Genomic DNA, 19390 nt, shown 5'->3' with positions numbered 1-19390 from the left:
CCTTGTGGTTGGAAATACCGGCTTGCACCCTCAGTGCCGCAGAATGCCGCGATTCGGCCTCGCCTGGCGCCTGCATTTGAATTTAAATCACAGACTTAGGCTGACAAGCGCAACAACAGTGACTATTTCGTGACCATGACGGAACGCTCCGAACATCGCGAACAAAGCCTTACGAGCGCCACCGAAGCGCGGGGACTCGAGGCGCTGATCTCGCGGGCGACGCGCGCCGGCAAGGGCGCGGCGCCGGTGGAGCGCTGGAATCCCGACTTCTGCGGCGATCTCGACATGGAGATCAAACAGGACGGTACCTGGTTCTATCTGGGCACGCCGATCGGCCGCATGCCGCTGGTGCAGCTGTTTTCGACCGTGCTGCGCAAGGACGCCGACGGCAAGACCTATCTGGTGACGCCGGTGGAAAAGGTCGGCATTCGGATCGTCGATGCGCCTTTCATCGCCGTCGAGATGGATGTTTCCGGCGCCGGCGACGGTCAGATCATCACTTTTCGCACCAATGTCGGCGATGTGGTCGAGGCCGGGCCGGGCAATCCGCTGCGCTTCGTCGACGAGGACGAGACCGGCGGCCTGAAACCCTATGTGCTGGTGCGCGGGCGACTGGAGGCGCTGGTGGCGCGGCCGGTGATGTATGAGCTGGTCGCGCATGGCGAGGAAATCGATGTCGGCGGCAGAAAAATGTTTGCCGTGCGCTCGAAGGGCGAGGTCTATCCGATCATGCCGGCCGAAAAGCTGCAGCGGCTGAGCGCGTGATGGATCAAGTGACGCCGCCGTTTTCCACCGAGGATTTTCGCACACGTGTCGCGGCCCAGCCGGATGCGCATGAAGGCGACGATTTTGGCGACCATCGCTTCAATCCCGGCCATCCCAGGCTCAATCAGTTGAAGGCGCTTCGCAATGCCGCCGTGCTGATCCCGGTCGTCGATCACGGGCGCGAAGCGACGGTTCTTTTGACCAAGCGGGCGGAAAAGCTGCGCAGCCATTCGGGGCAGGTGGCTTTCCCGGGCGGCACGATCGACCCCACCGATCCGAACCCGGAAGCCGCGGCGCTGCGTGAAACCTTCGAGGAGATCGGGCTCGACCAGGATCACATCGAGATCATCGGCCGCATGCCCGATTATGTCGCCGGCAGCGGTTATCGCATTGCGCCGGTGCTGGCTATCGTTCAGCCGGGTTTTTCCCTGACGTTGAACGCCGAAGAGGTCGATGCCGCCTTCGAAGTGCCTTTGCGCTTCCTGATGGACCCGGCCAACCACACCAGGGACAGCCGTATGTGGAACGATCTCGAATGGTTCTTCTACGATATGCCCTATGGCGACCAGCGCATCTGGGGCGTCACCGCCGGCATCATCCGCACGCTCTATGAAAGGCTCTATGCGTGAGCGTCTCGATCGCCGGCAGAGCCGACTGGCTCGGTGAAAAGCATCTGCAGCGCCTGCTCGCCGTACTGGCGGATGGCGGCGGGACGGCGCGTGTCGCCGGCGGCGCGGTGCGCAACACGCTGATCGGCCAGCCGGTCGCCGATATCGACATCGCCACCACTTGCTTGCCGCAGGAAACCATCCGCCGTGCCGAGGCGGCGGGCTTCAAGGCGGTGCCGACCGGCATCGAGCACGGCACCGTAACGGTGATCGCCGGCGGCACGCCCTATGAGATCACCACTTTGCGCGCCGATATCGAGACCGACGGGCGCCGCGCCAAGGTTTCGTTCGGACGCGACTGGAAGGCCGACGCGGAACGGCGCGACTTCACCATCAATGCACTTTATGCCGAGGCAGACGGAACGGTCATCGATCTGGTCGGCGGTGTCGCCGACATCGAAGCCCGCCGGCTGCGTTTCATTGGCGACCCGGAAGCGCGCATCCGCGAGGACTTTCTGCGCATCCTGCGCTTCTTCCGTTTCTTTGCCTGGTATGGCGACGGCCGGCCCGACGCCGAAGGGCTGAAGGCCTGTGCCCGGCTGAAGGAGGGGCTTGGCCAACTGTCAGCCGAGCGCGTCTGGTCCGAACTGAAGAAACTTTTGTCGGCGCCCGATCCGTCGCGCGCCTTGCTGTGGATGCGCCAGGCCAGCGTGCTGACCAGTGTTTTGCCCGAAAGCGAGAAATGGGGCATCGACGCCATTCACGGGCTGGCCAGAAGCGGAAAGGAGCTGGGCTGGAAACCGGATCCGCTGCTTAGGCTCGAGGCGATCGTGCCGCCCGACGCGGCGCGCATGAAGGTGCTGGCCGAGCGGCTGAAGTTTTCCACCAGCGAAGCCGATCGGTTGCGACACTGGGCGCTGACGGCTGCCGTCGAGCCGAAGACGACCGAGGGCGAATTGGCGAAAAAGCTCTATCTTGGCGATCGCCAGGGCTTTGTCGATCGGCTGCGGCTTTCGCTGGCTTCAGCGCGGGCACGCGCCGTCGAGGACAATGATGCACTGCTCGAAGCCGGCGGTTTTTCGCGCCTGCTAGCTTTTGCCGCAAAATGGGAAAAGCCGGTGTTTCCGCTCAAGGGCGCCGATTTGACCAAGCTTGGCGCGTCACCAGGACCGAAGCTTGGCGCCATCCTGAAAAATCTTGAAAGAGAATGGATCGAAGCCGGCTTCGCGCCCGATCGCGGCGCGCTGCTCGAGCGCGCCGCAAAGGCACTTGAAACCTAGCGCTTAGCGTCGCTGCAGCGCCCTGCAGCTTGACGCCGCCAATCATATGCTGCCGGCACGCTCGACCGAGGCGACGACGTCACCGGCGTCGCGCCGCTCACTTGATCGCCAAGGGAGCCAGCGCGCGTGAAAGGCTTGCCTCGCCCTTGCCATAGACGGAGGCGCTATAGTTGACCAGCGTGTCGGTACGGGCCGTGTTGAGCAACTGGTTGGTGATCTGGGTCGGCGTTGCGTTGGTGAACTTGCTGCCCACGATCGCGGCGTAGCCGGAAATGATCGGCGCGGCGAAAGAGGTGCCGTAAAGGCCTGTCTTGTTCCCGGCGACACCCACGACGAGGAAATGGCTCTGCACAACTGGGTTGGAGCCGGCAGTGTTGGAATACCAGGCCATTTTGGTCTTGGCTGACGTCGTGCCATTCCCGTCGAGCGAGCCGACGAAGATCGCTGACGCCTTTCCGACCAGAGCGAGGTCGAGATAGTCCTGCTGGCCGCTGACGACACCGCCGACCGCGACGGCATCGTTGCCCGCTGCCTTCGAAACGACGGCTGTTCCCTTGGTGGCGTAGGAGATGATGGAGGCTTCCTCGGCGCTCCATCCGATCTGGTTCGGGCTATAGCCCGCCTTGGCGTACATGCCATAGCTCAGATTGAGCACGTTCAGGCCGGGCACCAGCGTGACCGCCGAACTCGTGGAGAAGTCCTTCGATCTGATGGTCGCCAGGGGAGCAATCATGCTGGCTTCCTGGCGCGTCCATTCGCCATGCCGCTGATTCTGCACCCCGAGGCCAAAATTGCCGGAGAAACGCGATGTGCTGGAGAAGTCGTCGACGATGGTAATCGTCGCACCCTTTCCCTTGTAGCCTGCAGCCCATGCGGCGCCGACATCGGAACTCATCCAGCCTTGCACGGCCTGCGTTGTGGCGGTCGGCAGCGTTGCGCTCAGACATATGGAAGCGTTCGATTGACCGCCGACGCAGAGCGCCCCCAGCGGATCCGGACCGAGATCCTGCGCCGCTGCCATTGTTGCCGGCAGGAGGGCGAGAGCTGTGGCGAGTGCGAACTTCCAACGATTACCTGACATGTTCTTAACCCGGATCAAACAAAAGCTAGGACGGACGATTGCGAATTTCTGCCGGCTCTTCGACATCTCATGAGCCCCCTGGCGATCAGAAAGTAACACGGTAATTCAGCCAGAGATGCTGGCTCTCCGGTTTAGCGTTAACCAGATATTTCAAGGTTTCCTCGGGCGCCATCTCGCCAGCCGCGAGCCGGCAATTGACGTTGTAGGTGCCCAAGTCGCCATAATCGGCTTGGCAGGACTTTTCGGTGAGGCTCCCGCCGAAGGTCGTGGTGAACGAGAATGAAAGGATGCTGTTCGCACTCGGATGAATCTGAGTGAGGAAGCCAAGCTTGAAGCTGGGCTCGATTCGATACTTCTCTGCCTGTTCTCCGGTCCCGAACCCCCAAAGGATGCCGGTGTCATCCGTGATCTGGGTGAGCAGGTCCACATGCATGTCGACCCAGCGCGCGCGGTACCAATGGTTGAACGATTGCCAGCTTCCATTCTGCAGCTCATAGCCGCCGTCACCCAGGCCTCTCGCGCGGTCGCTGAGCGGTGAGCCCTGGTGTATATCGACCAGCGACGTCGTAAATTCCTGGGTCGTAATTTCCTGGGCAATCGCCGGAGATGCCCCAAGGAGCGCGGACACCAGGAGCGCCGTCGTGCGGAAACTGCCTCGAATGCCGGACTTTTCGCGCATGCGCGAAACACCTCGCCCCACCGATTCCGGACCAGTGCCTGGTGGCGACGGGCTTCTCGATCAGCCCACTGTAGCCGGATTATCCGCGCGACAGTCGCACGGGTTCGGTTACCGCCGGGTTTATTTCAGCTGAAGCGAATATGTTTTTTCGACCGAGAACGGTCGGGATGAAATTCATGGGCCGCAATGTTCCAAGGCCATTCGGCGTTGGTGTGACCGCGTTTGTCAAAATCGCCCGCCAAGGCGCCAAGAACGCCGATGGCGGGCGCTACCGGCCCGACGCTTTTCTGCTACGCCGCGTCGCGGACTTTCTCGATGCGCGAACGGATCGCCTCGATCATCGTCTCGCGGATGACCGTCTCGCCATGCGTCTCGCGCATGTGCTCGGCGGCGCGGCGCATGACTTCGGCTTCTTCCTCGGCGCGCGTATGCCACTCACAGCCGGGAACCAGCGATCCGCAGTGAAATTGCTTCATTGGAGTTCTCCTTTCCTCCTTGGAGCGCCGCGCCCATCGGGCAGGCAACGGACACTCCGGCAGCTTTGTTCCGCGCATGATCGTTTGTCGAAAACCGTATCCGGTTTTTTGGGTCATGCACGGGGCGACAAGCATAACACGAATGAATGGTTTTGGTTGCCGCAGAATGCCAGCCGGGACCAAAAAGGCGGAGCATCGCTGCTCCGCCCTCTTACGCTACCCCGGGACAAGACCAATTGGTCTTGTCCCGGCTGGTCCATCACTTCACGATCTTGACTGCTTCGGCAATCTTGTTCTTGCCGCTCATGTCCCAGGAAACGCGGACCTTTTCGCCGGCCTTCAGGCCAGGATCCTTGAAGGTCTTGGGCAGCGTAAAGGTAGATCCGTCATCCAGAACGAGGCTCAGCGCCGTTCCATCGAAGGTCTTGACCGTGCCGGTGGTGTGCTTGACCGCGGCGAACGCGACCGAACCGGAGGCAAGAAGGGCAGCGGCGGCGGCCGAAACAATGAGCTTGCGCATGTTAAGTACTCCTGGAAAAAAGCGGACATCCGTTTGGGAAGATGGTCCGCATCGTCTTGGGCCGTCCGGTTGCGTCGGGTCACGGTAGCCTTTTCTTGACGCAATTCCGAACGGAAAACCGTTTCACGCTTTTCCTGAAATTGCTCGGGCGAACCGCCGGCGCTTCCCGACCCGGCACGACAAATAGCCTTGTTATTTCAAGTGCCTATTAGACGAAAAAGATAATTTCCCAGGCGTCTGGTGCCACATTCCAGGCCGCATTCGATCGATTGGGACCTGATTGCGGTTCACATCCCGCTCACCGGAATTTTACGGCCACTTTACCTCGGGCGGCAGGCTGGACAGGATCGAGACGACATTGCCGCCTGTCTTCAGTCCGAAGATGGTGCCGCGATCGTGAAGCAGATTGAATTCGACGTAGCGGCCACGGCGGATGAGCTGCTCGTCACGGTCGCCATCGGTCCAGTTTTCGTTGAAGTTGGCCCGCACCAGATGGCCGTAGACGACGAGAAAAGAGCGGCCGACGTCCTGGACGAAGTTGAAATCGGCATTCCAGCCGCCGCTCTCCTCACCCGAATGCAGCCAATCGAAGAAGATGCCGCCGGTGCCGCGCGGTTCGTTGCGGTGCGGCAGGAAGAAATACTCGTCGCACCAGGCCTTGAATTTCGGGTAATCGGCAACCGCCGGATTCTTCTCGCAGGCGAACTGCATGGCGCGATGAAAGGCAATCGTGTCGGGGTCATCCTGGACGCGGCGGCGGTCGAGCACCGGCGTCAGATCGGCGCCGCCGCCGAACCACTGGCGCGAGGTGACGACCATGCGAGTGTTCATGTGCACGGCCGGCACGTTGGGGTTCCACGGGTGCGCGATCAGCGAAATGCCGCTCGCCCAGAAGCGCGGGTCTTCCTCGGCGCCCGGCATCTGCTTCCTGAACTCGGGCGAAAACTCGCCATAGACTGTCGAGGTGTGGACGCCGACCTTCTCGAAGACACGGCCATGCATCATCGACATGGTGCCGCCGCCGCCGCGGCCCTCGTCGCGTTCCCACGGCGTCTTCTCGAAGCGGCCGGGCGACCATGAGGCCAGCGGTCCCTGCAGGTCCTGCTCGATCTGCTCGAAGCTGGCGCAGATGCGCTCGCGCAGTGTTTCGAACCAAAGCCGCGCCTTCATCTTCTTCTGCTCGATGTCGGCCGGCAGCCCTGCAGGTATTTCGGGTCGTTCCAAATCTGTCTCCGGTTGCCGGTTTCCCGACAAATGACTCGTCTTTTCCGGGCGCGATCCCTAATCTCTTGCGTGCAAGGGTCAAGTGAATAAGGGTTCTTTCGTGCGCACCCCGGCAAGACCATCGCTGGATGGGCTGAAGAAACGGCTCGACCGTTCGCGCGCCGAGCGCGAGCGCATGCCGCGCGACGGTTTCCTGCGCGAGACCTTCGTGCTGCCACGCTCCGACGCGCGGCTAAAGGCCAAGGAGTGGTTCGAGCGCTTTCCCAAGCAGGCCTACTGGACCGAGATCGAAAGCTGGTTCGAACGGCCAGGCGACGTCATCGAGTTCACCATCCGGCGGCTGCCGGCGGCGGATTAGGATTTCCTCGCCCCGTTTACGGGGAGAGGATGCCGGCAGGCAGGTGAGGGGCGGCGCAAACCTTCGCATGCTGGCGCTGCCCTCATCCGCCTTCACTTCGTTCAGGCACCTTCTCCCCGTAAACGTGGAGAAGGAAGAGTCACCAACCTTCTCGCCCCTGTGCCTTGTTTTGCCAGCCGGTCGCCCTTGTTTCTCAACGGGCATTTGTCGATCGACATGCAGCCGCAGCCGATGCAGTCGGTGAGCCCGTCGCGCAGCTTCTTCAACTGGTCGATCTTCTGGTCGAGACTGTCGCGCCAGGCGGTCGACAGCAGATTCCAGTCCTCGCGCGTCGGCGTGCGGCCTTCCGGCAATGATTCAAGGGCCGCAGCAATCTCGGCCAGCGAGATGCCGACCTCCTGCGCCACCCGGATGATCGCCACCCGCCTCAGCACGTCGCGGCCGTAGCGGCGCTGGTTGCCTGATGTGCGGTGGCTGCGGATCAGCCCGCGTGCCTCGTAAAAATGCAACGCCGACACCGCGACGCCGCTGCGCATGGCCACCTGGCCGACCGTCAATTCCGCTACCGGAGCCATTTTGTATTTTCCGCTTGACCTCAAGTTAAGTTGAGCTTGTAGCGATGAAATCCTGGAGATGCAAACCGCGGGAGAAGGCAATGTGCGCCTGGGTGAGAATGACGGGTGAGGGCGCTATTGCCGGCGGGAACGAGGCGCCGGCGCCTGCCGATCGGCTGCAAATCCTATCGCAGCTGCCGGATCGCTTCGCCCGCCACCATGGCGACGGAAAGCGCGACATTGATGCTTCGCGTGTTCGGCTGTATCGGGATGGTCAGTCGCGCGTCGGCGGCTTCGTGGACTGGATCCGGCACGCCTGCGGATTCGCGGCCGAACAGAAGGATATCGCCGTTGCCGAACGCGAAGTCCGTGTAGGCGGTCGCGGCTTTGGTCGACAAAAGCACCAGCCGCCGCGCGCTTCCTCTGCGCCAGTCCTCGAAGGCGTGCCAGTCGACATGCCGGGTCAGATCAGCCATTTCGAGGTAGTCCATGCCGGCCCGTTTCAGCGTCCGGTCGGACAGCGGGAAGCCGGCCGGTTCGATGATATCGACGCCGAGACCGAGGCAAGCGGCGAAGCGCAGGATTGTCCCGGTGTTGCCGGCGATATCCGGTTGGTAGAGCGCGATGCGGAGACGATCGTTCATTTCCGCGTCCTTCTAATAAGTGGCAGATCGGCCACACGCATCCCCAGGTTTTGGAAATTCCTTGACCTGCGGGTGGTCATTTTCTGCGAAATCGGTTATACGCCCAGCATTGTCAACCCGAACCGATGGAGGGGAAATTCATGACCATGCACATCCAGCGCCCCTCTCGTGGGCTTACCTGCCTGCCGGCGGTTTCGGTACGACAATTCTCCTGAACGTTTAGACTTAGTCGCACCGATTCCCAGCCGAAACCTTTTTCGGTCTTCGAAGGAATCCTGCGATGTTTTTCAAGCTGTCGAAGGGGCTGAACGCCCCACCTGAACACGCCTCGACCGATGTTCTCCCTGCCGCCGGTGCCATGCCCGCGGCCGGGTTTGACTCACCCTTTTATCTCTATTTTCACATGGAGGACGGACCGATGTTCGATCCCTGCAAAATACCGGGCTCAAGAAACCTGCACGAGCGCAAGATGGCGACCTGGGCGCTGCTGATCGGCGAAACCTATTCGTCGGCGGTCCACGCCGAGACCCGCCGGCGTCCGCATCGCGGCATGCTGCCGGATGTCGATTTCTCGCGCGCCGTTCCCGACTACAGCCGGCCGTCGCTGGTGCGTCGGATCATCCGGCTGATCCGGCCGGGCGCGAAAATCCGCGTCGTGCACACGGCGGCGTCAGGATCGTCAAACGAGCCTGTCGGCGAAATGCGTTCGACACCCTATATTGCGCGAAACGAAGCCAGCGACTCGGGTGATTCCGAGCCGTTTGGCGTCGAAGTCGTGCGATCCCGCGCCGCGTGAGCGCACACAAGCCATCGAAGAGTATCAAGACGATGTTTGCCTGGTTTGAAAGAAGGCTCGACCCGTTCCCCGCTGCGGAACCGGTCGAGCCGCCCAAGACACTGGTTGCGTTCTGCGTGCATTATACGCGCGGCGCCTGGCACTACATTCTGCTCGATGCGGTGCTGGTAACGGCCATCGCCCTGGCGGAAGTGTGGATGTTCGGCTTCCTCGGCCGGATCGTCGACTGGCTGTCGGGGCAGAACCGCGAGACCTTCCTGCAGACCGAGGGCTTGAAGCTCGCCGGCATGGCCTTCGTCGTGCTGTTCGCGCTGCCGGGCACGGTCTGGTTCCACTCGCTGCTCAACCAGCAAACGCTGATGGGCAACTACCCGATGCGCATCCGCTGGCAGGTGCATCGCTACCTGCTCAAGCAGTCGATGGCCTTCTATCAGGACGAGTTTGCCGGGCGCATCGCTACCAAGCTGATGCAGACGGCGCTTGCCGTGCGCGAATGCGTCATCAAGCTCATCGACGTGCTCAACTATATCATCGTCTATTTCCTTGGCATCCTGTTCATTGTCGGCTCCGCGGACTGGCGGCTGGCGGCACCGCTTGTCGTCTGGCTTGTCGGCTATATCGGACTGTTGCGCTATTTCATTCCGCGGCTGGGCAAGGTCGGCGAGGCGCAGGCCAACGCGCGTTCGACCATGACTGGCCGCGTCGTCGACAGCTACTCCAACATCCAGACGGTCAAGTTGTTCAGCCACGCACGGCGCGAGGCGTCCTTCGCCAGGGAAGGCATGGCCGGCTTTCTCGACACGGTCTACCAGTCGATGCGGCTGGTGACGCAGCTCTACGGCGTGCTCTATGTCCTGAATTCGCTGCTCCTGTTTTCGGTCACCGCGATCTCGCTGTGGCTGTGGCTCGGCCAGGCGGTGACGATCGGCGCCGTCGCCGTGGTCATCGGCCTCGTGCTGCGGCTCTGGGGCATGTCGCAATGGATCATGTGGGAAATGTCCAGCTTGTTCGAGAACATCGGCACGGTGCAGGACGGCATAGGCTCGATCTCGCTGCCGCGCCTGGTCGAAGACAGGCCGGACGCCAAGGATATTGCCGTCACCAAGGGCGAGATCCGCTTCGACGAAATTCGCTTCCACTACGGCAAGCAGAAGGGTGTCATCGAGAGCCTGTCGCTGACGGTGAAGCCGGGCGAGAAGGTCGGTATCGTCGGCCGCTCCGGCGCCGGCAAGTCGACGCTGGTCAACTTGCTGCTGCGTTTCTACGACCTCGAAGCGGGCAAGATCCTGATCGACGGCCAGGAGATCGCCTCGGTGACGCAGGATTCGCTGCGCGCCCAGATCGGCATGGTCACGCAGGACACCTCGCTGCTGCATCGTTCGGTGCGGGAGAACATCCTCTACGGCCGGCCGGACGCCTCCGACGAGATGCTGGTCGAGGCGGCGCGCCGCGCCGAGGCGCTGGACTTCATCTCAGGGCTTTCGGACGCCAGCGGCCGCAAAGCTTTCGAGGCTCATGTCGGCGACCGCGGTGTCAAATTGTCCGGCGGCCAGCGGCAACGCATCGCCATTGCCCGCGTCATGCTGAAGGACGCGCCGATCCTCATTCTCGACGAGGCGACGTCGGCGCTCGATTCCGAGGCCGAGGCAGCCATCCAGGAGAACCTCTACAAGCTCATGCAGGGCAAGACTGTCATCGCCATTGCCCACCGACTGTCGACCATCGCCGCGATGGACAGGCTCGTCGTCATGGACAAGGGCCGGGTCATCGAGGAGGGTTCGCACGAGGAACTCGTCGCCAGCGGCGGGCTCTACGCGCAGCTCTGGCAGCGCCAGTCGGGCGGTTTCCTGCTTGATGACGGCCCGGCCGAAGCCGCCAACGATCCGGTTGCCAAGGGGCAAGCCGCAGAATGATGGCCGCCGCATGATGACAGCCGTCTATCGCTGGTTCGAGAACTGGGTCTATCCGTTCCGGGAGCCGGCGAATCTTCGGCCACCTGCCAGCGTCGGCGGTTTTCTCTGGCACTATGTCGGCCAGGCGAAGTTCGCCTTCTTCGCCATGCTGGTCATTGGCGGCATCGCGCCGCTGGTCGAAGCCGGACTGTTCTATTTCGTCGGGCGGCTGGTCGATATTCTCGACCAGCTTCCCGGCGAGCGCAGCTGGCATGCCTTGTGGACCGCCGCCGGCCCCGAACTCATCTTCATGATCGTCGTGGTGCTGGTCATCCGCACCATCGTCGTCGGCCTGTCGGCGCTGGTCGACGAGCAGACCATCACGCCTGGATTCTACAATCTGGTGCGCTGGCAGGCGCACCGGCATGTCTCGCGCCAGTCCTATGCCTTTTTCCAAAACGATTTCGCCGGCCGCATCGCAACCAAGGTCTGGCAGGCGGGGCAGGCGACCGGCGACCTGATGGAAAGCTTCATCGAGGTCGTCTGGTTCATGCTCGTCTACACGATGACGACGCTGGCGCTGGTCGCCGGCCTTGACCTCAGGCTGGCTGGGCTGGTGGTGATCTGGATTGTTGCCTTCGGCTTTCTGGCCAAGTTTCACGTACCGGCGATCCGCAAGCATGCCGAGGCAACCGCCGAGGCCGGCTCGATGATCAATGGCCGCATCGTCGATTCCTACTCCAACGTGCAGACGCTGAAACTGTTCTCGGCCGACGGCGACGACCGTTACATCCGCAACGGCTTTGATATCTATCTCGATGCGCTGCGGCCGTTCACCCGCCGGCTGACCGGTGTGCGCATGGCGCTGACGACGCTGTCGGGCATCATGATCACCGCGATCGCCTGTTTTGCCGTCTATCTCTGGGTCGAAGGTTCGATCACCGTCGGTGCCGTCGCCTTCACGCTGTCATTGGTGTTGCGGCTCAACATGCTGCTGGGACGGCTGATGATGCAGCTCAACGGCATATTGCGGAACCTCGGCGTGCTGGAAAACTCCAAGGCGCTGATCTCGCAGCCGCTCGGGCTGACCGATGCGCCGGGCGCGAAGGAGCTTGTGGTCGCCGGCGGGCGGATCGATGTCAGAAATGTCGAGTTCCACTACGGCAAGGGCTTTGGTGTGCTCAATGGCATCGACCTCGTCGTGCGGCCGGGCGAAAAGGTCGGGCTGGTCGGGCCGTCCGGCGCCGGCAAGACGACGCTGGTCAATCTCATCCTGCGCCTCTACGACCTCGAAGCCGGCCGGATCACCATAGACGGGCAGGATGTTTCCGAGGTGACGCAGAACTCGCTGCGCGCCAATATCGGCGTCGTCAGCCAGGATACCGCGCTGTTCCATCGTTCCCTGCGCGACAACATCAAGCTCGGCATGCCGGACGCGAGCGATGCGCAAGTGATCGCGGCGGCGAAGAAGGCCGAGGCACATGATTTCATCCTCGGCCTGCGCGACAACCGCGACCGTGCCGGCTACGAGGCCTTTGTCGGCGAACGCGGCGTAAAACTGTCTGGCGGGCAGCGCCAGCGCGTGGCGATTGCCCGCGTCTTCCTCAAGGACGCGCCGATCCTGGTGCTCGACGAGGCGACCTCGGCGCTCGATTCCGACATCGAGGCAGCGATCCAGGAGAATTTGACCAGGTTGATGGAGAACAAGACGGTCATCGCCATCGCGCACCGGCTGTCGACCATCGCGGAACTCGACCGGCTGGTGGTGCTCGACGGCGGCCGCATCGTCGAACAGGGCACGCATGACGAGTTGGTGGCGCTCGACGGGCTCTATGCCCGGCTGTGGAAGCGGCAGTCCGGCGGGTTTCTCTATCATGAGGACAGCGTGCTGGAAGAGACGCGGCCGGCGGAGTAGAACGCGATCATGTCGGTCAGAATGCCCTCGAATTTTGGACAAAGCAGCGCGCAAGAGAGCGCGCTCGACCTGCTCGGCCACGAGATCCTGGCCGAAAAGGCCGCCGCACTTGGCCGCACCGGCCAGCGCGTCGAGGAAACGCTGAAGAAGCTGCGCGAGAATAGCGAGGACGACCATCGCGCCCGGCTCCTGAAGGAAGCTGCCGCGGCCGTCCACGCCTATTTCATCCAGCGCGAACTCTGCGGTTTGCGCAGGCATGAGTCGGTGATCCGCGAGTACGACATTCCAAGGGCGGTGCTGGTCAGGCTCGGCGCCAGCTAAGCTGGACGAGATGTGGTTCAGCCCGCCTCAGGCTGCCCCGGCAGGCATCATTCCAGCCACTCAGTGATAAAACTGCCGTTCTCGTGAATGTCGGTTGTTTCCAGCGGGCCTGGGCCGAGATTGGTGAATTTGTGCGGCGTGTTGGGCGGCACGATCAGGATCTGGCCGGCGGATGCCTCGACCTCCTTGTCGCCGACGGTGAACAGGCCGGTGCCCTGACGGATGATGAAGATCTCTGCATAGGGATGCGTGTGCAGCCGCGGGCCACCACCGACTTCAGGCAGATAATTGAAGATCAGGCAGGAGTTGGAGCCGTAGGCGCCGCATTGCAGCTCGCCCTTCCAGCCGTCGGAGCGAACAGCCCATGTGTCGCGGTCTATGACGTGTGCCATGAGCGGAGGATAGAACGCGCCCGCGTCTGTTGTCGAGGCAAACGCCGACCCCTGATCTGCCGTCGATATAAGGCGGTTTGGCCGGGGCCGAACAGTGTCCAGTGCCACCCCATCCGACGCCGGATTGCGCCCCCGCGACAATCTGCCCTTGTGTCTCCACCCCGCTGGACAAAAACGGGCTTCACGCATAAACCGAAGTCCAAATGCCGGAGGAATTCGCTAGCCTGTTCGCCATGCGCTGTCGGGTTGGCGTGAATGAGCGGGGAACAAGGCTCGACCACCGGCACGGAAGAGGCGAAAGGATCAGGCACCCGTGAGCGCAACCGACACCCAGGATCCCAACCGTCGTGATTTTCTTTACGTCGCCACCGGCATGGCAGCAGTGGTCGGCGCGGGTGCCGTCGCCTGGCCGTTCATCGACCAGATGCGCCCGGACGCCTCGACGCTGGCGCTTGCCTCGGTCGAGGTCGACGTCTCCTCGCTGACACCGGGCATGTCGCTGATTGTCAAATGGCGCGGCAAGCCAGTCGTGGTGCGCAACCGCACCGAACAGGAGATGAAGGACGGCGAGGCGGTCAATCTGGGCGACCTCAAGGATCCGATCGCCCGCAATGCCAATCTGCCGGCCGATGCGCCGGCGACCGATGCCAACCGCACCACGCCGGGCAAGGAAGCCTGGATGGTGATGGTTCAGGTCTGCACCCATCTCGGCTGCATTCCGCTCGGCCAGGAAGGCGATTTCGGCGGCTGGTTCTGCCCGTGCCACGGCTCGCAATACGATACGGCCGGCCGCATCCGCAAAGGTCCGGCGCCGGAGAACATGGCGGTGCCGGTATTCAAGTTCATTTCCGATACCAAGATCCTTATCGGTTGAGGCAGGGGATATTTCGATGAGCGAGGGACACTCGACCTATACGCCCAAGACCGGTATCGAACGCTGGTTCGACGCCCGCATGCCGCTGCCGCGCATGGTCTATGACAGCTTCATAGCCTATCCGGTGCCGCGCAACCTCAACTATGCCTGGACCTTCGGCGGCATCCTGGCGATCATGCTGGTGGCGCAGATCCTGACCGGCATCGTGCTGGCCATGCATTACACGGCCGACACCAATCTCGCCTTCGATTCGGTCGAGAAGATCATGCGCGACGTGAATTCGGGATGGCTGTTGCGCTATCTCCATTCCAACGGCGCCTCGTTCTTCTTCGTCGCCGTCTACATCCACATCTTCCGTGGCCTTTACTACGGCTCCTACAAGGCGCCGCGCGAGTTGCTGTGGATCCTCGGCTGCATCATCTACCTGTTGATGATGGCGACGGGCTTCATGGGCTATGTGCTGCCCTGGGGCCAGATGAGCTTCTGGGGCGCCACCGTCATCACCGGCTTCTTCAGCGCCATTCCGCTGGTCGGCGACTGGATCCAGCAGCTGCTGCTCGGGGGCTTTGCCGTCGATAATCCGACGCTGAACCGCTTCTTTGCACTGCACTATCTGCTGCCGTTCATGATTGCCGGCGTCGTCGTGCTGCACGTCTGGGCGCTGCATGTGGTCGGGCAGTCGAACCCGACCGGCATCGAGGTCAAGTCAAAGACCGACACCGTCGCCTTCACCCCTTACGCGACCATCAAGGACGCGTTCGGCATGATCGTGTTCCTTTTCGTCTTCGCCTATTTCGTCTTTTACCTGCCGAACTTTCTCGGCCATCCCGACAATTACACGATCGCCAACCCGCTGAAGACGCCTGCCCACATCGTGCCGGAATGGTACTTCCTGCCTTTCTACGCGATCCTGCGCGCCATCACCTTCAACATCGGGCCGATCAATTCCAAGCTCGGCGGCGTGCTGTGCATGTTCGGCGCCATCGTCATGCTGTTCCTGGTGCCGTGGCTCGACACCTCGAAGGTGCGCTCGGCGGTTTACCGGCCCTGGTACAAGTTGTTCTTCTGGCTGTTCGTGGCCGATGCCATCCTGCTTGGCTGGCTTGGCTCGCAGCCGGCGGAAGGCGGCGGTCTGATGACTCTCCTGATAGGTGAATTCGTGGGCAACTACGTTGGCTACGCTCAAGCGGCGACACTGTTCTACTTCGCCTTCTTCCTGGTCGCGCTGCCGGTGCTGGGGCTGATCGAGACGCCGCGAAGGCTGCCCAATTCGATCACCGAGGCGGTGCTCGAGAAGAACAAGGGCGGCAGCGGCCATCCGACGGGCGCCACGGCCGCGCCGGAAACCAAGGGCTGAGCGGTAGAGAATCTAAGGGGATTTGGCATGAAGAAGATTCTCACCTCGCTGGCGCTGGTCGGCCTTGTGGCCACCGGTGTCGGAGTTGCAAGCACGGGGGCAATCGCCGCCGAAGAGGCACACAACGCTGCCGCGCCGACGCATTTCCCGATCGATGAGCCGAAGGAGATGGACTGGAGCTTCGCCGGTCCGTTCGGCACCTATGACAAGGCGCAGCTGCAGCGCGGCCTGAAGGTCTACAAGGAAGTCTGTTCGGCCTGCCATTCGATGAACCTGGTGGCCTTCCGGACGCTGGAAGGGCTCGGTTATTCGGAGGCGCAGGTGAAGTCCTTTGCCGCCGAATACACCATCCATGACGGCCCCAACGATGCCGGTGACATGTTCGACCGCCCGGGCAAGCCGTCCGACCATTTCACGGCGCCGTTCGCCAACGTCGAGGCCGCCGCTGCCGCCAATGGCGGCGCCGCGCCGCCCGATATGTCGCTGCTGGCCAAGGCGCGTGGCGTCGAGCGCGGCTTTCCGCGCTTCGTCTTCGATATCTTCACCCAGTACGCCCAGGGCGGTCCCGACTACATCCACTCGCTGCTGACCGGCTATGACGAGCAGCCGCCGGCCGGCATGGTGATTCCGGAGGGCACGCACTACAATCCGTACTTCATGTCCGGCGTGTCGCTGAAGATGCCGAAGCCGCTCTCCGACGGCCAGGTGACCTATGACGACGGCTCGCCGCAGACCGTCGACCAGTATTCCCGCGACGTGTCGGCTTTCCTGATGTGGGCGGCCGAGCCGCACATGGAAGACCGCAAGAAGACCGGTTTCCGCGTGCTGGTGTTCCTGCTGCTGTTCGGCGCCCTGGTCTACCTGACCAAGCGCAAGGTCTGGGAAGGCGTGGCGCACTGAGCGCTGCAGGCATTCGAAAATGCGAGGGCGCCGAAAGGCGCCCTTTCTGCATTCTGGAGCAGGTGAGAACACCGGCTGTGTCACATGGCCGTCACCGCTTTCGGTGATGCTGAGCCGCCCTCATCAAAGGATCGCACCCATGAAAAAATATGCATCGCTGGCAGCAGGCCTTCTGCTGCTTGTCGTCGGCTCCACGGCCTATGCCGAGGACGCGGCACCCTTCGTCACCAACAAGGACATCGACCTGACGATGATCCTGCCACCGCCGCCGGCAAACGATTCCGCCCAGACGAAAGCCGAGTTGGGCGAGGTGCTGACGCTGCAGGTGACGCGCACCCCTGAAATGGAAGCCCGGGCCATCGCCGATGCCCAGGAGGACGTCTGGCGCTTCGCCGATGTCATGGGACCAAAGTTCAACAAGGAAACGCTGCCGAAGTTCAGCGCCTTCTTCGATCGCGTCGTTGCCACCGAAGGCGCGGTCGTCGACCCGGCCAAGGATGTCTGGAAGCGCCCGCGACCGCATCAGCTGAGCGATCTGGTCAAGCCCGTGGTCAAGCTGTCGAGTTCCGGCTCCTGGCCGTCCGGCCATGCGACCGTCGGCACGATGATGGGCATCATCCTTTCCGACATGGTTCCGGAAAAGCGCGCCGAGATCATGGCGCGCGCGGCCGAATATGCCCACAACCGTGAGGTCGGCGGCATCCACTATCCGTCCGATATCGAGGTGGGCAAGATTTCCGGCAGCGTCATTGCCGCCATCCTGCTCAGCCGCCCCGATTTCAAGGCCGAATACGAAGTGGCAAGGTCCGAGCTCCGCTCCGACCTTGGCATGTGACGACCGTCCTGCTCAAAAAAGGCAGCCGGCACACGAAAAAGGGCGCCCCGGGCGCCCTTTTTTAGTGCGGCCACTGCCACGAAGCGAACCGATCCTTTGCCAGACAATTTTTTGCCAGGCGACACATCGCGGTAGCCGTCCTTGGCCTAGCCGGGTTACGATCGGCCAACGTCCTACTGCCGAATCTGGACGACCAATCCCCGGAGAGCCGCCTGATGAAATCGTCCCTTGAAGACACGCTGCTCGCCGCGATCCGCACCATTCCGGATTATCCGAAGCCCGGTATCCTGTTTCGTGACATCACCACTTTGCTCGGCAATGCGCGCGCCTTCCGTCGCGCCATCGACGAACTGGTGCATCCCTATGCCGGCCAGAAGATCGACAAGATCGCCGGCATCGAGGCGCGGGGCTTCATCCTTGGCGGCGCCGTCGCCCACCAGCTATCGGCCGGCTTCGTGCCCATCCGCAAGAAAGGCAAGTTGCCCTACGAGACGGTGCGCGTCGCCTACAGCCTGGAATACGGGCTGGACGAGATGGAGATGCACAAGGACGGTGTTGCACCCGGCGAGAAGGTGATCCTCGTCGACGATTTGATCGCCACCGGCGGCACGGCGGAGGCTGCGGTGAAGCTGCTCAGGCAGATCGGCGCCGACATCCTTGCCGCCTGCTTTGTCATCGACCTGCCGGACCTCGGCGGGCGTGCCAAGCTGGAAGCGCTCGGCGTGCCGGTGCGGACGCTGATTGGGTTTGAAGGGCATTAGCTCTTCTCCCTCGCCCCGTTTACGGGGAGAGGGAAAGCGGAGGGAGCGAAGCGAGCGGAGCAGGGTGAGGGGTAAGGTGCTTCGGTCGAGGATAAGACGCTAACGTTGGTGCCGCCCCTCATCCGCCCTTCGGGCACCTTCTCCCCGTGAATGGGGAGAAGGAAGAAACTCACCCCGCCTTCACCAGCACCGCGCTCTCAAACTCCAGCACCTTGTCGCCGGTCGAACCGAAGGCTTCCGCGCGCAGCGCCAGCATCCGCCAGCCGGGGCGCGAGGCAATGGGGCGATGGGAAAGTGCGGTGCGGCTGAAGGTGACGGTTTCGCCGGCATAGACAGGCTTCAGCCATTTCAGGTTCTTGAAGCCGGGCGAGGGGCCGAATTCGGGCAACGGGCCGGGGCCGGTCCAGTTGATGCCTTCGGCATCCATGCGGGTTTCAAGATTGTATTTCATCCAGGTGGCTGCGGTGTGCCAGCCCGAGGCGCAGAGGCCGCCAAGCACGCTGTTCTTTGCCGCTTCCTCGTCGACATGAAAGACCTGCGGATCGTATTTGCGGGCGAACGCCTTGATCGCCTCGGGTTCGAATCTATGCGAACCGAGCGTGACGGTGACGCCGATGCGAAAGTACTCGTCCAGCGTCATGTGCTGGCCTCACGGGTGAGGAACATGCAGGTGTTTTCGAATTCGAAGACGCTCTCGCCGCGCTGGTTGAACAGTTCGCTGCGCATGGTGATCAGGCCTATCTGCGGCTTCGATCTGGAAATGCGTTTGGCGAGCACGGTGGCGTGGCCGGTGAGCGTGTCGCCGGCCAGCACCGGCTTCTTCCATTTGACCTGGTCGACGCCGGGCGCCCCTTGCGAGGTCGAGTCGAGCAGGAAGGCGTCGCACAGCATGCGCATGAACATCGCGCAGGTATGCCAGCCGGAAGCCGCCAGCCCGCCAAGCAGGCTTGCCTTGCCCGCGGCCTCGTCGAGATGCATCGGCTGTGCATCGAATTCCTGCGCGAATTCGATGATCTCGGCCGCACTTACCAGCTTCTTGCCGAGGTCGAGCGACGCGCCCTCGGTGAAATCCTCGTAGGCCCAGGTCTTTCCGGTCATCATCCGAATCCGGTTCAATATTGTACGATCGCCACGGATCGGGGTTCCCGGATGCAGGCC

Annotated in this window: 23 protein-coding genes; 13 read left to right on the top strand and 10 right to left on the bottom strand. The window is 62.5% G+C overall.

Annotated elements, in window-relative coordinates:
• Positions 1-135 precede the first annotated feature (135 nt).
• From AC1DX6_RS10755 to AC1DX6_RS10745, 3 genes are read left to right on the top strand one after another with little or no spacing between them, the layout of a single operon-like run.
• On the top strand, positions 136-765 hold the full coding sequence (locus AC1DX6_RS10755) for a DUF1285 domain-containing protein (RefSeq protein ID WP_477313689.1): 630 nt from the start codon (positions 136-138) through the stop codon (positions 763-765).
• Entirely contained in the window at positions 765-1394 is a 630-nt protein-coding gene (locus AC1DX6_RS10750; RefSeq protein WP_477312978.1) for a CoA pyrophosphatase, read from the top strand. The genes AC1DX6_RS10755 and AC1DX6_RS10750 overlap by 1 nt, the downstream gene beginning before the upstream one ends.
• Positions 1391-2653 carry a CCA tRNA nucleotidyltransferase gene (locus AC1DX6_RS10745; RefSeq protein WP_477312976.1) on the top strand — a complete coding sequence of 421 codons (1263 nt, stop codon included), beginning with the start codon at positions 1391-1393 and terminating at the stop codon, positions 2651-2653. The genes AC1DX6_RS10750 and AC1DX6_RS10745 overlap by 4 nt, the downstream gene beginning before the upstream one ends.
• Before the next feature lie 97 nt (positions 2654-2750).
• Here AC1DX6_RS10745 and AC1DX6_RS10740 read toward each other — a convergent pair whose 3' ends face one another.
• The 5 genes from AC1DX6_RS10740 to hemF form a co-directional block, all read right to left on the bottom strand.
• A complete protein-coding gene (locus AC1DX6_RS10740) occupies positions 2751-3734 on the bottom strand; it encodes a S8 family serine peptidase (protein ID WP_477312974.1) in 984 nt (327 codons plus the stop codon).
• An 85-nt stretch (positions 3735-3819) separates the two neighbouring features.
• Positions 3820-4413 carry a hypothetical protein gene (locus AC1DX6_RS10735; RefSeq protein WP_477312972.1) on the bottom strand — a complete coding sequence of 198 codons (594 nt, stop codon included), beginning with the start codon at positions 4411-4413 and terminating at the stop codon, positions 3820-3822.
• Positions 4414-4703: 290 nt separating this feature from the next.
• Positions 4704-4889, bottom strand: coding sequence for a DUF1059 domain-containing protein (locus AC1DX6_RS10730; RefSeq protein WP_195178660.1), 186 nt, complete (start codon positions 4887-4889; stop codon positions 4704-4706).
• Between the two features lie 259 nt (positions 4890-5148).
• Positions 5149-5409 (bottom strand): DUF1344 domain-containing protein, encoded by a 261-nt coding sequence (locus AC1DX6_RS10725; RefSeq protein WP_477312969.1) that lies wholly within the window; start codon positions 5407-5409, stop codon positions 5149-5151.
• Between the two features lie 309 nt (positions 5410-5718).
• On the bottom strand, positions 5719-6633 hold the full coding sequence (hemF, locus tag AC1DX6_RS10720) for an oxygen-dependent coproporphyrinogen oxidase (protein ID WP_477312967.1): 915 nt from the start codon (positions 6631-6633) through the stop codon (positions 5719-5721).
• Between the two features lie 100 nt (positions 6634-6733).
• Here hemF and AC1DX6_RS10715 point away from each other — a divergent pair, with 100 nt between their 5' ends.
• On the top strand, positions 6734-6991 hold the full coding sequence (locus AC1DX6_RS10715) for a hypothetical protein (RefSeq protein ID WP_292311022.1): 258 nt from the start codon (positions 6734-6736) through the stop codon (positions 6989-6991).
• A 101-nt stretch (positions 6992-7092) separates the two neighbouring features.
• Here AC1DX6_RS10715 and soxR read toward each other — a convergent pair whose 3' ends face one another.
• Positions 7093-7566, bottom strand: coding sequence for a redox-sensitive transcriptional activator SoxR (gene soxR, locus AC1DX6_RS10710; RefSeq protein WP_477312965.1), 474 nt, complete (start codon positions 7564-7566; stop codon positions 7093-7095).
• A gap of 164 nt (positions 7567-7730) precedes the next feature.
• Entirely contained in the window at positions 7731-8189 is a 459-nt protein-coding gene (locus tag AC1DX6_RS10705) for a tRNA (cytidine(34)-2'-O)-methyltransferase (RefSeq protein ID WP_477312963.1), read from the bottom strand.
• Between the two features lie 280 nt (positions 8190-8469).
• Here AC1DX6_RS10705 and AC1DX6_RS10700 point away from each other — a divergent pair, with 280 nt between their 5' ends.
• From AC1DX6_RS10700 to AC1DX6_RS10685, 4 genes are read left to right on the top strand one after another with little or no spacing between them, the layout of a single operon-like run.
• Positions 8470-8985: a hypothetical protein gene (locus AC1DX6_RS10700; RefSeq protein WP_477312961.1), complete on the top strand. Its 516-nt coding sequence runs from the start codon at positions 8470-8472 to the stop codon at positions 8983-8985.
• A 32-nt stretch (positions 8986-9017) separates the two neighbouring features.
• Positions 9018-10898 carry an ABC transporter ATP-binding protein gene (locus tag AC1DX6_RS10695; protein ID WP_477312959.1) on the top strand — a complete coding sequence of 627 codons (1881 nt, stop codon included), beginning with the start codon at positions 9018-9020 and terminating at the stop codon, positions 10896-10898.
• Between the two features lie 10 nt (positions 10899-10908).
• Positions 10909-12792: an ABC transporter ATP-binding protein gene (locus AC1DX6_RS10690; protein WP_477312957.1), complete on the top strand. Its 1884-nt coding sequence runs from the start codon at positions 10909-10911 to the stop codon at positions 12790-12792.
• A 9-nt stretch (positions 12793-12801) separates the two neighbouring features.
• Positions 12802-13113 (top strand): DUF6665 family protein, encoded by a 312-nt coding sequence (locus tag AC1DX6_RS10685; RefSeq protein WP_477272813.1) that lies wholly within the window; start codon positions 12802-12804, stop codon positions 13111-13113.
• 47 nt (positions 13114-13160) lie between these two features.
• Here the strand turns inward: AC1DX6_RS10685 and AC1DX6_RS10680 are convergent, their stop codons facing one another.
• A complete protein-coding gene (locus AC1DX6_RS10680; RefSeq protein ID WP_477312955.1) occupies positions 13161-13505 on the bottom strand; it encodes a cupin domain-containing protein in 345 nt (114 codons plus the stop codon).
• A 313-nt stretch (positions 13506-13818) separates the two neighbouring features.
• On the opposite strand from AC1DX6_RS10680, the gene petA reads away from it, so the two are divergent.
• The 5 genes from petA (at position 13819) to AC1DX6_RS10655 (ending at position 18232) form a co-directional block, all read left to right on the top strand.
• On the top strand, positions 13819-14379 hold the full coding sequence (gene petA / locus AC1DX6_RS10675) for a ubiquinol-cytochrome c reductase iron-sulfur subunit (protein WP_477312953.1): 561 nt from the start codon (positions 13819-13821) through the stop codon (positions 14377-14379).
• A gap of 16 nt (positions 14380-14395) precedes the next feature.
• Positions 14396-15736: a cytochrome b gene (locus tag AC1DX6_RS10670; RefSeq protein ID WP_477312951.1), complete on the top strand. Its 1341-nt coding sequence runs from the start codon at positions 14396-14398 to the stop codon at positions 15734-15736.
• A 27-nt stretch (positions 15737-15763) separates the two neighbouring features.
• Positions 15764-16636, top strand: a complete 873-nt coding sequence (locus tag AC1DX6_RS10665) for a cytochrome c1 (RefSeq protein WP_477312949.1) — start codon at positions 15764-15766, stop codon at positions 16634-16636.
• Between the two features lie 139 nt (positions 16637-16775).
• Positions 16776-17471: an acid phosphatase gene (locus tag AC1DX6_RS10660; RefSeq protein WP_477312947.1), complete on the top strand. Its 696-nt coding sequence runs from the start codon at positions 16776-16778 to the stop codon at positions 17469-17471.
• A 215-nt stretch (positions 17472-17686) separates the two neighbouring features.
• Complete coding sequence (locus tag AC1DX6_RS10655; RefSeq protein ID WP_013529989.1) at positions 17687-18232, top strand: adenine phosphoribosyltransferase; 546 nt, start codon at positions 17687-17689, stop codon at positions 18230-18232.
• 169 nt (positions 18233-18401) lie between these two features.
• Here AC1DX6_RS10655 and AC1DX6_RS10650 read toward each other — a convergent pair whose 3' ends face one another.
• Together AC1DX6_RS10650 and AC1DX6_RS10645 are read right to left on the bottom strand one after the other, a co-directional pair.
• Complete coding sequence (locus tag AC1DX6_RS10650) at positions 18402-18872, bottom strand: MaoC family dehydratase (RefSeq protein WP_477312945.1); 471 nt, start codon at positions 18870-18872, stop codon at positions 18402-18404.
• Positions 18869-19330: a MaoC family dehydratase gene (locus AC1DX6_RS10645; protein WP_477312943.1), complete on the bottom strand. Its 462-nt coding sequence runs from the start codon at positions 19328-19330 to the stop codon at positions 18869-18871. Before AC1DX6_RS10645 ends, AC1DX6_RS10650 begins: the two co-directional genes overlap by 4 nt.
• Positions 19331-19390: the final 60 nt, after the last annotated feature.

The sequence above is a fragment of the Mesorhizobium sp. P2_C4 genome (assembly GCF_056404575.1).
This window is presented reverse-complemented; position numbering and strand designations above follow the sequence as displayed.

Coding starts and splice junctions, on each gene's coding strand:
- AC1DX6_RS10730 (WP_195178660.1), bottom strand. CDS start 4,889: ATGAAGCAATTTCACTGCGGATCGCTGGTTCCCGGCTGTGAGTGGCAT.
- AC1DX6_RS10695 (WP_477312959.1), top strand. CDS start 9,018: ATGTTTGCCTGGTTTGAAAGAAGGCTCGACCCGTTCCCCGCTGCGGAA.
- AC1DX6_RS10755 (WP_477313689.1), top strand. CDS start 136: ATGACGGAACGCTCCGAACATCGCGAACAAAGCCTTACGAGCGCCACC.
- AC1DX6_RS10735 (WP_477312972.1), bottom strand. CDS start 4,413: ATGCGCGAAAAGTCCGGCATTCGAGGCAGTTTCCGCACGACGGCGCTC.
- AC1DX6_RS10725 (WP_477312969.1), bottom strand. CDS start 5,409: ATGCGCAAGCTCATTGTTTCGGCCGCCGCCGCTGCCCTTCTTGCCTCC.
- AC1DX6_RS10700 (WP_477312961.1), top strand. CDS start 8,470: ATGTTTTTCAAGCTGTCGAAGGGGCTGAACGCCCCACCTGAACACGCC.
- AC1DX6_RS10690 (WP_477312957.1), top strand. CDS start 10,909: ATGATGACAGCCGTCTATCGCTGGTTCGAGAACTGGGTCTATCCGTTC.
- AC1DX6_RS10685 (WP_477272813.1), top strand. CDS start 12,802: ATGTCGGTCAGAATGCCCTCGAATTTTGGACAAAGCAGCGCGCAAGAG.
- AC1DX6_RS10665 (WP_477312949.1), top strand. CDS start 15,764: ATGAAGAAGATTCTCACCTCGCTGGCGCTGGTCGGCCTTGTGGCCACC.
- soxR (WP_477312965.1), bottom strand. CDS start 7,566: ATGGCTCCGGTAGCGGAATTGACGGTCGGCCAGGTGGCCATGCGCAGC.
- AC1DX6_RS10740 (WP_477312974.1), bottom strand. CDS start 3,734: ATGTCAGGTAATCGTTGGAAGTTCGCACTCGCCACAGCTCTCGCCCTC.
- AC1DX6_RS10655 (WP_013529989.1), top strand. CDS start 17,687: ATGAAATCGTCCCTTGAAGACACGCTGCTCGCCGCGATCCGCACCATT.
- AC1DX6_RS10750 (WP_477312978.1), top strand. CDS start 765: ATGGATCAAGTGACGCCGCCGTTTTCCACCGAGGATTTTCGCACACGT.
- AC1DX6_RS10660 (WP_477312947.1), top strand. CDS start 16,776: ATGAAAAAATATGCATCGCTGGCAGCAGGCCTTCTGCTGCTTGTCGTC.
- AC1DX6_RS10680 (WP_477312955.1), bottom strand. CDS start 13,505: ATGGCACACGTCATAGACCGCGACACATGGGCTGTTCGCTCCGACGGC.
- AC1DX6_RS10670 (WP_477312951.1), top strand. CDS start 14,396: ATGAGCGAGGGACACTCGACCTATACGCCCAAGACCGGTATCGAACGC.
- AC1DX6_RS10645 (WP_477312943.1), bottom strand. CDS start 19,330: ATGACCGGAAAGACCTGGGCCTACGAGGATTTCACCGAGGGCGCGTCG.
- AC1DX6_RS10650 (WP_477312945.1), bottom strand. CDS start 18,872: ATGACGCTGGACGAGTACTTTCGCATCGGCGTCACCGTCACGCTCGGT.
- AC1DX6_RS10705 (WP_477312963.1), bottom strand. CDS start 8,189: ATGAACGATCGTCTCCGCATCGCGCTCTACCAACCGGATATCGCCGGC.